At 37.5% G+C, this 11,255-nt stretch carries 10 protein-coding genes and 2 pseudogenes; 8 read left to right on the plus strand and 4 right to left on the minus strand.

Going from position 1 to position 11,255, the window contains the following annotated elements; translation table 11 throughout:
• A partial coding sequence (locus tag ACESTR_RS15250) for a hypothetical protein (protein ID WP_373179400.1) occupies positions 1-268 on the plus strand: 268 nt, incomplete at its 5' end.
• A 36-nt stretch (positions 269-304) separates the two neighbouring features.
• Here the strand turns inward: ACESTR_RS15250 and ACESTR_RS15255 are convergent.
• The 3 genes from ACESTR_RS15255 to ACESTR_RS15265 are packed head-to-tail and all read right to left on the minus strand — an operon-like array spanning position 305 to position 3,629.
• Positions 305-1,216 (minus strand): hypothetical protein, encoded by a 912-nt coding sequence (locus ACESTR_RS15255; protein WP_055204843.1) that lies wholly within the window; start codon positions 1,214-1,216, stop codon positions 305-307.
• Between the two features lie 5 nt (positions 1,217-1,221).
• On the minus strand, positions 1,222-2,205 hold the full coding sequence (locus ACESTR_RS15260; RefSeq protein WP_082426805.1) for an AAA family ATPase: 984 nt from the start codon (positions 2,203-2,205) through the stop codon (positions 1,222-1,224).
• Positions 2,202-3,629: a DUF262 domain-containing protein gene (locus ACESTR_RS15265; protein ID WP_082426803.1), complete on the minus strand. Its 1,428-nt coding sequence runs from the start codon at positions 3,627-3,629 to the stop codon at positions 2,202-2,204. The genes ACESTR_RS15260 and ACESTR_RS15265 overlap by 4 nt, the downstream gene beginning before the upstream one ends.
• 155 nt (positions 3,630-3,784) lie before the next feature.
• Between ACESTR_RS15265 and ACESTR_RS15270 the strand changes: the two genes are divergently transcribed.
• The 7 genes and pseudogenes from ACESTR_RS15270 to ACESTR_RS15300 form a co-directional block, all read left to right on the plus strand.
• A complete protein-coding gene (locus ACESTR_RS15270; protein ID WP_008863164.1) occupies positions 3,785-3,988 on the plus strand; it encodes a helix-turn-helix domain-containing protein in 204 nt (67 codons plus the stop codon).
• 5 nt (positions 3,989-3,993) lie between these two features.
• Positions 3,994-7,170, plus strand: coding sequence for a type I restriction endonuclease (locus ACESTR_RS15275; protein WP_149873672.1), 3,177 nt, complete (start codon positions 3,994-3,996; stop codon positions 7,168-7,170).
• Between the two features lies 1 nt (position 7,171).
• On the plus strand, positions 7,172-8,836 hold the full coding sequence (locus tag ACESTR_RS15280; protein WP_055204841.1) for a class I SAM-dependent DNA methyltransferase: 1,665 nt from the start codon (positions 7,172-7,174) through the stop codon (positions 8,834-8,836).
• Positions 8,829-9,977 (plus strand): YhcG family protein, encoded by a 1,149-nt coding sequence (locus tag ACESTR_RS15285; protein WP_055204839.1) that lies wholly within the window; start codon positions 8,829-8,831, stop codon positions 9,975-9,977. The genes ACESTR_RS15280 and ACESTR_RS15285 overlap by 8 nt, the downstream gene beginning before the upstream one ends.
• The gene (locus tag ACESTR_RS15290; protein ID WP_253280100.1) at positions 9,974-10,189 is read left to right on the plus strand and encodes a hypothetical protein; all 216 of its coding nucleotides are present in this window, start codon (positions 9,974-9,976) and stop codon (positions 10,187-10,189) included. Before ACESTR_RS15285 ends, ACESTR_RS15290 begins: the two co-directional genes overlap by 4 nt.
• A 280-nt stretch (positions 10,190-10,469) precedes the next feature.
• Positions 10,470-10,643 (plus strand): hypothetical protein, encoded by a 174-nt coding sequence (locus tag ACESTR_RS15295; RefSeq protein ID WP_253280099.1) that lies wholly within the window; start codon positions 10,470-10,472, stop codon positions 10,641-10,643.
• A pseudogene (locus ACESTR_RS15300) lies at positions 10,644-11,135 on the plus strand (restriction endonuclease subunit S); the annotation flags it as partial. It abuts the gene before it with no gap.
• Positions 11,136-11,169: 34 nt separating this feature from the next.
• Here ACESTR_RS15300 and ACESTR_RS15305 read toward each other — a convergent pair.
• Positions 11,170-11,255, minus strand: a pseudogene (locus ACESTR_RS15305) (restriction endonuclease subunit S); the annotation flags it as partial.

Raw genomic sequence — 11,255 nt, forward strand, 5'->3', positions numbered from 1 at the left:
GAAACAGTGGAGATCTTACGGTCTTTTCTTGTCAAAATCATTTTGCAAAAGGATTCCAGACATAAGTTCCGCACGCTGCGGCTCTGAAAGGCTGTTCGTTTCCGAACAATCAGACACCCCGGTACGGTTTTCAGACCGTACCGGGGTGTCTTTCATGCAGCTTGAGGAAACTCAATATTCATCTTCGTTGAAGAAATTTATCTATATTGATTATCAACATATTATGCAGAAAACAATGAAATTTGCACAAACAAACCGCACTATCTGAGGTGGTCTGAGGCGATAGGAGGAAAGATTGGACAAACTAATACCTCATAGTTCTTTCTAATTTATCCATTACTTTTCCTGCATGAGCAATATCATTAGATTGTGCATCACCTTTGTATGAGGATTTTGTTCCCATATTACCAATAAATATTTTATTATCTACACATCTAAAATATACACGAATTCCACCATATGCATGATTGCGAAGTTCGTATACATTATCAGCATCACACTTTTTAACTATATTATCATCTCCTCTTGCCGGGAATAACAATCCACTTTGTAATGCTTTGGCAAACAAATTAATTATAAACTCCTGTAAATCTGGAGAAATCAGTTTAAATTCATCCATAAAAGAATCACATATGAAGCACTCATTGTCACCAAACGAATATTTCAATATAGATAGGTTAGCATTATCAATCGTTTCGTCCTCGATAATATGCTGTATTAGATTCTTCGTATTCATGCCATGCCAATTTACATTTTTCAATGCAGTTTCATTCACTAAAATTCCAAGACTGTCGACTTTAAGCGTTTCATCTAATGGCAATGACATAAAATAATACTTCAACTTATTGGCAATAAACAAATCTGTCGCATCTCTTCCATGGAATTTTATAGAACTAGTTAATTCCTCTTCAGAAAATACCTCCTCAACACGAACATCTAAGTCTATTGGATATCTTGTAAAAAATGAATATAATTTTTTACGATGCTCTTTATATTTATCCTTTTCTGCAATATTAAAATTATCTATAAGAGATTTTAAGGTTTTACCGCAAATTAAAATAGTGGAAGGCTGATTATTTGTCGCAATATATCCATTTATGGGCAGTTTTTTGTCATTTAGCAAGAGTATAAATTTAAGCATTAGATTGTCAAAAACCTCGCAAAGATCGCCTGTATAATATTCAGGTAAATTTGAATTAAAGTAGAATGTTATCATCTTTTTTATAATAGATCAGATGCATTTATTTCAAATTGGTCGAACATACCCTCTGGCCATTCTTTAATACGGCCGTAATTATCCATCTTAATACTTGTGACATTAGAAATACCTTCTTTATCTTGCCAAAACCAATGAGTCAAAGTTTTATCCGCAAATCCTTCATTATTTTTGGCATAAATTCGAATGCCATCGAAAAGATGGTCGCTGTGGGTTTCAACAATAACTTGGCATCCTGAATGTGCAACAGAAGCTATTAGTTTTCCCATTTCAGTTTGTCCACGCGGGTGCAAATGAGCTTCAGGGTTTTCTAATATTACCAATGTATTTCTCTTTATAGTTCCCAAAAATAGAGCAACAATTATAGGCAATGTGTAGCTTAGTCCAAATCCGACATTTTTTGCTCTATAACCATTAAATAAAGAAAAGGAAGTATCCGCCTTATCAATAATATCATAATTGAACTGCACTCCAGGAGTTATAGTTCCCAACCAAGCTCTTAAATTATAGAGGAAAGTATCTCCTTCTGAATTAGGGTGAGTTATTAATTTATCAAGAATGTCATTTTCATGTACTCGTATGCATTTTATAACATTTTCGCCTCTGGAACCCAATTCACAATCTGATAAAAGAGGAATTGAAACCAAAGGGCCATATCTATCTGCTGAAATAACAATCAAGTCAGGAAATTCTTCTGTATGAATGTTATTCTCTTTTTGTGGAGAATAACAAATTATACCATGCTCACCATATTTTGCATTAATACTAAATGGTAAAGAAGAAAATGGATTTTGGAGTTCTTTGTAATCACCATGTCCTTCTATTAGCGGATTTTCAAAATGTCTAGAATATTTATTCAGTATCTGTAAAGCTTGAATAACTGTACTTTTGCCACTGCTATTTAAGCCAGTTAAAACGTTTAACTGATTAAAATTAATACTTTTATCTACAAATGACTTAAAGCCTTTAATGATAAGTTGGTTTATCATGATATATATTTTTCTAAAAGATTATTCAACGAATCAAAACGTGATTTTACAGCAGCATGTTTCATACTGTCACGAGATATAGATATTATGAAATCTGTATTATCCAAGAATGGCTTATATTCATTTAAAAATTGTTCCTTATGAGAACGTAATCTACAAAACTCATTTTCTGAGATATTAGCAAAAAGATTACTCCATGTTTCAAATAATGATTTATTGATAGGTGAACGTCTTAAGCCATCATAGCTTTTCCTAAAAGCATGACCACCAAATATTTTATAACACCTATCCATTGCCATATTAAATATACTAACTATTTCATCTTCACTCATAACTCGTACTGTTTCCAAATCTATTCTACCAGAAGTAACTCGCTTACTCAATTCTCGAGAATTTAGATTTGGCATAGAATTTAATAGTATCATTGTATCTGACAACCAAGTATCAATCGTAACTGTCTTGTTATAAGACCTATAATTGCGGATTAAAAAAGAAACAAATCTAAGGATCAATTCTTTATCCTCCATTCTTTCTGTATGGATTGAGTTTCCTGTTGCACGTTTAAACTCTTCTGATCTGGACAAGTTATTTAACAGTATTGTAGATTTACCTGTATATAATGCATTTCTAATCTCTTGGCTACTTAACGGCATACCTCCTGTATTCAATCTTTTAAAAACATTCCTTTTTACTTCTTCTGGAGTGCCAGGATTTATAATAGTAAACGTAAAAGTAGTTTCCAATATTCTATTTTGTAAATTAATCGGTAAATCATTCAATGTCTTACCATCCAAATCTTTTCCCCAAAATTCAAGCCCTTGCAATTTAAACCCATAGCCTTTTTTATCTATATTTTTCCGAGTATCCTCTAAATATGATTTTCCTAAAACAAAATCTCTCAATGTACTTATGCGTTGTAAACCGTCAACAACAGTCCAATTAGATTTCTCATCGCTAGAAACATAAAACATCGGAATTGGTATTTTTAGCAATAACGACTCTATTAACTGTGACTTTCTTTCACTATTCCATACTTCATTTCTTTGAAAGTCTGGATTTAGCGTTATTGTCCCTTGCTGAAGCCTTCGCATTAATGTTTCCATAGTTATTAGCTTCGTATCAATTGAGATTTCATCTGGATTAAATGGATCTCTATCATGCTCGTCATCTAATGATTCTTCAATACCAGACTGTTTCGAAGAAATCACATGTCTGATAATTTGTGTTATGTTTTCATCGAAATTATCATCTTGCAGAATCTCTCCATTCTCTTTCTTGACTTCCCAAGAAAGATTTTCAGGATCGATGCAGAAGTTTAGATAACATTTGTTAGTAGAATCTATTAAGGCATAAGTGCCATTTTCTACTTCTAAAGCAGATAACTCAATACTCTCATTGTTCTTAAGTCTAAAAAAATATGACATAATTCTTAATATTAGTCTTGTTTATATATCGAGTCACTCCAAATATAGTTTTAGAATATTGATGCAATTCCTTTTATTTGGTGCAAATGTAGTAAAAATCAATCGATTTATCGAATATAATTCCCTATATTTGCACTATTCAATCAAGACATAATATGAAACTGAATAGGATAAAAGCAGTATTGGCAGAAAAAGGCATTTCACAGACATGGTTGGCAAAGCAACTTGGCAAGAGTTTCAGTATGGTGAATGCTTATGCATGCAATAGGATTCAACCAAACCTGGAGACCCTTCAGCAGATAGCTGTTATCCTACAGGTGGATTTAAAAGACCTGATAACCGATAAAGAAGAAAGGTGAAGCTCATGGAATATAAATTCAATGAAAATACACGTGTGCAGGTTCCTGCCGCCTTGCATTTGTGTAGGCTTGGATATACTTATTTGGACAATATAACAGAATATGACAGTAAAACAAATATTCTGACGGATGTATTTTTGCGCAGTGTTCAACGTTTGAATCCGGCACTGTCCGAATTACAGGCAAGACAATTGCTGAATGAAATCACATTGATACTTGACAATAATGACCTTGGAAGGGAGTTTTATAACAAACTGTCTTCCAATAGCAATATCAAGCTGATAGACTTTCAGGATGCTGATCGTAACGAATGGCATGTAACTACCGAATTCACTTGTGAAAATCAGGATAGCGGAGACAGTTTCAGACCGGACATAACATGTTTTGTAAACGGACTGCCATTAGCTTTTATTGAGGTCAAGAAGCCAAATAACCATGACGGCATTCTGGCAGAAAGGGAGCGTATCAACGTGCGGATGAGCAACGAAAAATTCAGAAGATTCTTGAATGTCACCCAGCTGATGATATTTTCCAATAATCAGGAATATGACAATGAAAACAGGGTTCCTATTCAAGGTGCGTTCTATTGTTGTACCTCAAGGGACAAAGCCTTCTTCAATGTCTTTCGCGAGGCAGATAAGGATTTTGCGACTAAATATCCATATAAGGCCGTATCTGACAGTGTGGAGAAACAGATATTGCAACACCGGAATTGTGTTGTGATCAAGAATCTGCCTGATTATAATACGAACAAAGATACGAATACTCCAACCAACAGGATTCTGACATCAATGCTCAGTAAAGAGCGTTTTCTGTTTTTGTTGAGATATGGTTTTGCCTATGTGGACAGAAAGATTGAACTGGAAGACGGCAGCAAGACCACGCAGTTGGAAAAGCATGTAATGCGTTATCAGCAGCTTTTTGCCTCACTGACCATTCGAAAGAAATTGGATAATGGTATCAAGAGCGGTATTATCTGGCATACACAAGGCAGTGGAAAAACAGCCTTGGCATATTATTCCGTACGTAGTCTGACCGATTTTTATGCGGCAAAGAATACAGCTGTAAAATTTTATTTCATTGTTGACCGCCTTGACTTGATGGAGCAGGCCAAGGATGAATTTGTGGCAAGAGGACTGTCTGTCAGAACTGCAAACAGCAGGGATGAATTGATGTCAGATATACGGAGTACGAATTTGACAGAAAATGCGGAGGGTAAAGCTGAGATAATGGTGGTAAATATCCAGAAATTCAAACAGGATTCTGCCAAAATACAGATTGATTCCAATTACAGCATCCGTTTGCAACGTATTTTCTTTATTGATGAAGCGCATAGAGGATACAATCCACATGGAAGTTTCTTGGCAAACCTATTGGCAGCCGATAAGGATGCTATAAAAATTGCTTTGACAGGTACGCCTTTGTTAAAAGAGGAAAGGGAGTCTTGGCGTGTATTCGGTGATTACATTGATACCTATTATTACGACAAGTCAATAGCAGATGGTTATACACTGAAACTCATGCGGGAACCTGTCGAAACAATCTATAAAGAGAAAATAGAGAATATTCTTGACAAGCTGGCAGGCGGCATAGAAGTCAGAAGAAGTGATATTGACCGCAACAAGATCATTGAACATGAATCTTACCTCAATGCATTGATAGACTATATTATTGCCGATTTCCGTCGGTTCCGTATCGAACAGGCTGATGATACTGTAGGTGCAATGATTGTGTGCAAGACAAATCCTCAAGCCCGTGAAATGTATCGTTTGTGGCAAGAGCGTTTCAACAAAGCTTTGTATATCGAAGGGAAACATGATGAAAGTCTGATGTTGGCGGCTGAACCTATGATTGCCTATGGATATCATGCAAAACCCTTGAGAGCTTCTTTGATTTTGCATGATGAAGGAGACAAGGAAGAGCGTAAGGCGTACATTGATGAGTACAAGAAAAAACTATCAGTCGATGTCCTGATTGTCAATCAGATGCTTCTGACTGGGTTCGATGCTCCCCGTTTGAAGAAACTCTATCTGGGTCGAAGTCTGGACGGACACGATTTGCTGCAGGCACTGACTAGAGTAAACAGACCATACCATAAATTCAAATATGGTTATGTAGTGGATTTTGTAAACATCAAGGAAAATTTTGATGCGACTAATGACCGCTATCTGCGTGAACTGAATCGTACTGCCGATATTCAGGAAACAGGCGAAAAAGAAACAGTAGGAGAAGCTCTCATTGTAGATAAAGAGCAGATTGTAGAGCAGATAAAAGAAATTCGCAGCGTTTTATTCAATTATACATGCGATAATCCTGAAGAGTTCAGAAAGGAAATAGATGAGATTGAAAACAAAGACAATCTATATACGCTCCGATCTACTCTCGAAAATGCCAAGGCAATCATTAACCAAGTAAGGGCTTTTGGGGATGAAGAGTTGAAAGAACGAATCAACAGTTTGCCTAAAGGTACTATTCCTACTCTGATCACTGAGGTTTCTCACCGTATAGAACGAATGAATTTTCTGGAAAGTACCGAACATAAGGCAGATGTATCTGGAATTATCAATGTCGCTCTTTCTGAACTGGAATTTGAGTTCAAAAAAGGCATTTCAGAAGAATTGCGTATTATTGTCAATGATATTCGGGAGCGTTGTGAAAAAGTACAGGCTGAATTTGAAGCCAACTTTGACAAGGCGGAAGACAAGTATGTGATTTTGGCTGAAGAGTTCCGGGAATACTTCAGAAAGAAAGGCTTCGTTCCTCAAAATACGCAAGAAGCTAAAGAAAGCATTGATTATATGGATTCGGTAATGAAGAAAATCCGTGAGATAAACCGTCGCAATAATATACTCAAAAAGAAATATCAGGGAGACGAGCGCTTTGTCCGTATCCACAAACGTATAGAAGAAGAAAATGAAAAGCGAGAAAAGCCTCTTATTTCCAAAACTGAATACGAAATAGCAGAAAGTCTGTCAAAAATGAAGCGTGAGATTGATAACCGTATTTACCTTGATATAAACATCATAGCGAATGAAAACAGTTTCAAACGGGATACGTTGGCTATGATAGGCCATCAACTCGTCGACTTGGGGATAAAAGCGAGTCTTCCCGACAGGAAGTTCATCAACAATCTCATTGCAAATGAATATATAAACCAATACAATCAATTTTACTTGAGATAATATGGATGCAAATACCCAGAATATATCAGAAGCTACTATAGCCCTTATTGATTCATTGAAATCGACCACTTCCCATTTTGGTCTTGCCAATAGTGGTGGTGAGTACAAGATCATTACGGAAATGTTTCTGTATAAGTATTTCAATGATAAATTCGGATATGAGGCAAAGCAGGATAAAATATACGGAGAAAGATTGAGCAAGGCAGACAAGTGGGATGCGGAATATGATAAATTCACTGAAGAGGAAGTCGAAGATCTGTTCAGCTATCTTCCCGCATCTGTTCCGTTGCTTAAACCAGAGCATACATTGGCACATTTGTATAATACTTCAGGAGCAGGAGATTTTTCTACACGTCTGGATGCGACACTGATTGACATTGCCAATCTGAATGCGGATACTTTTTCTGTTGTAACTTCAGGGAAAAGCAGAGTCAATATATTCAGCGCACTCACACAGTTTGTAACAGATCCGCAGAAAAGGGATGATTTTGCACGGTCATTGATGAGTTCCGTTGCATCATTCAATTTTGAAAGCGTTTTTGTCGAAAAATATGATTTCTTCTCACGGATATTTGAATATCTTATAAAGGATTACAACAATGCTGGGGGCGGAAAATATGCGGAATATTACACCCCGAGAGCCATCGCACAGGTAATGGCCCGCCTGTTGGTCGGAGATGAAGCAAACCTACGTGGAGTGACCTGTTATGACCCATCGGCAGGAACAGGTACTTTGCTTATGGCTTTGGCTCATCAGATAGGTGAAGACCGTTGTACGATCTTCAGTCAAGACATATCGGAAAAATCCAGTGAGATGCTCCGGCTGAATCTCATTCTGAACAATCTGTCAGGAAGTCTTCCTAATGTTGTACAAGGGAATACTCTTACGGAACCATACCACAAGGAAGAAAACGGATCTCTCCGAAAATTCGATTTCGTTGTGTCCAATCCGCCATTCAATCTGGATTTCTCAGATTTTAGAGATACATTGGCTTCTGATACGGTGCGTTTTTGGGCGGGAGTCCCATCTGTGCCGGCAAAGAAGAAAGATTCAATGTCTATCTACTTGTGTTTTATCCAGCATCTCATCAATTCGCTGAAAACAAATGGCAAGGGGGCTATTGTCATTCCTACGGGATTCATTACAGCCAAAAGTGGTGTTGAAAGAAAAGTCCTGACGAAAATTGTAGATAACCGCTGGGTATATGGCTGTATCTCTATGCCAAGCAATGTGTTCGCAAATACAGGTACGAATGTTTCCGTCCTGTTCTTTGACAAAGCTGCTTCTGCCGAGAAAGTCATATTGATTGATGCGAGCAAGTTAGGAGAGGAATATAAGGAAGGGAAAAATAAAAAACGTAGATTGCTGAAGGATGACATTGACTTAATTGTCAATACATTCAAAAATAAAGAAGCCGTAGAGGATTTTTCGGTTGCGGTAAGCTATGATGAAATAAAGGAAAAAGGTTATTCGTTGTCTGCCGGACAGTATTTCGACATCAAGATTGATTATGTAGACATTACTGAAGAAGAGTTCAATAACCGCATGGCAAATTATAAGGCTGAACTGTCACGGCAATTTGCTGAGAGCCATCGTCTGGAGGAGGAGATAATGAAGCAGTTGGATGCTTTGCACTTTAACGTAAATGTTGGAAATAATGAGTAAAGAATTGACCATCATAGATAAAGACTATATCCGGTGGGTGGAAGACCTTAGTGTACGCTATCGTCAAAGTCAAATTAGAGCAGCGGTGAGGGTTAACCGTGAGTTGCTTAAATATTACTGGGAACTTGGTCGTGACATAGAAGAGATGCGTGTGGAAGAACGGTGGGGTGAGAAAGTCATCAAGAATCTTTCTGTGGATTTACAGCGCAGAAATCCCAATGCCACAGGCCTTTCTCGAACCAACATATATTACGCAAAGAAATTCTATCTGCTTTATTCTCAGTATTTAAAAGTTGTTCCACAAGCTGTGGAACAATTACAAAATGGAAAAGTGCTACAACCTGTGGCAGAATCCTCGAAGCCTGTCCCACAAGCTGTGGGACAATTGGAAGAGATGCTTTTCTCCATACCTTGGGGACATCACCGTTACTTGATGGACAGATACAGTAAAGAACCAGCAAAGGCTCTCTTCTATGTGAGAAAGACGATGGAAGAGGGTTGGAGTCGCGACACATTGCTCAACTTTATGGACAACGGCCTGTATGAACGGGAAGGAAAGGCTTTGACAAACTTCACCCGCACATTGCCGGACACGACAAGTGATCTTGCACAAGAACTGACAAAAGACCCTTATAACTTTGCCTTTACAGGGATAACTCAACCTTATAATGAGCATATTCTCAAAGATGCACTGCTTGCCAATATCTCGCAATTCCTGCTGGAACTCGGTACCGGATTCGCATACATAGGCAAAGAGTATAGACTTCAGATCGGACAAAAGGAGAAATTTATCGATCTGCTTTTCTACAACTTGAATCTATCATGCTATGTAGTGATTGAAGTGAAAATCGGTGAATTTGATTTTCAAGACCTCGGACAGTTAAGCGGCTATGTGGTCGCTTGTAATCATATTCTTAGAAAAGAGGGAAGAGACAATCCTACAATCGGTCTGCTTATTTGCCGCCAAAAGGATTCAATGCTTGCCCAATACGCATTGGAAGGCAGCAATCTCCCATTGGGAATATCTGAATATGAGCTATCAAAACTTTATCCGGAAAAAGTGGAGGGAACTATGCCTACTATAGAAGAGATTGAGGCAAGATTAGGTGAAAATCTAAATGGAAAACAAACTGAATTATGATCGACAACCTGGTTCAATGGGCCACCTTATTAAGCCCAATAATTAGTGTAATTGCTATAATTGTCGCACTACATGTAGCTCGCAGTTCATCAAAGGATGCACAAAAGCAGATTGCTGCAATTCGTCACTTGCTTGATGTATTCGTAGCTGCTAATAATCTGGATATAGTAGAAGCACAACGAAAATATCAACAGCAACTTGTAGAATTATAGTCAATCAGAAATGAATTGCGAAAAATCATTTGTCATGCTGAACGAAGTGAAGCATCTCGGATGCGCCCACGTGGATGTACACGAGATCCTTCACGTGCGTTCCCTTAGATTTGCGCAGTGAAAGGAAATACAGCTGGAATGTTTACTTTTGTTGTGTGAAAGAAACAGGCCAGCCAACTGCAAGGTAAACCATACACGCTCCCTTAGATGACAATACATCAAGATTTTTTTCGCAAACCAATTTTGTTTTACTATAGATAAAGAGATTGAAGATGCTCAAATGGAGGTTGATATAGTATACCCTTTTGTAGGAGGAGCAAGAATTGACCATATCATAGCAGCACAAGAAAAAGCAAAACAGAAAGCGCATCTCGATCAGTTATTGGCCAAGCGCAGGGAGATTGAGGTAAATCTATCTTTAATTCAAGATTATGTTAAAAAAGCAACACGGTAAATGGAATTGAAAAAATATAAGCTTGGAGAAATCCTCGATGTCATAAGAGGAGCAAGTCTCAGTGGCGAGTTTTATGCCACCGAGGGTGAATACATCCGTCTGACTTGTGGTAACTTTGACTATCAGAATAATTGCTTCAAAGAGAATAAGTCCAAAGATAATCTCTATTATACAGGTGACTTTCGGTCTGAGTTCTTAATGGAAAAAGGAGATATTATCACTCCTTTGACAGAACAGGCTATAGGTCTGCTTGGCTCAACTGCTATTATTCCCGAAAGTGGTAAATATATCCAAAGCCAAGATGTGGCAAAAATTATTTGCAAAGAGGACTTGTTAGACAAAGATTTTGCATTTTATCTTATATCCTCTACTTTGGTCAAACAACAACTAAGTGCAGCTGCCCAACAAACAAAAATTCGCCACACTTCACCAGATAAAATTAAGGATTGCACCGTGTGGATTCCTGAATTGGCGGAACAGAAACGCATTAGCAAGTTGCTTCGTAGTCTTGACTGTAAGATAGGGCTTAACCGAGCGATAAATCAGAATTTACCGATACTTGACCGTTCATCAGAAGAGGCAGTAACTCATCACGTTGTCTGATCAACTTTT

Source organism: Alistipes sp. DJF_B185 (assembly GCF_964250025.1).
Taxonomy (GTDB): domain Bacteria; phylum Bacteroidota; class Bacteroidia; order Bacteroidales; family Rikenellaceae; genus Alistipes; species Alistipes finegoldii.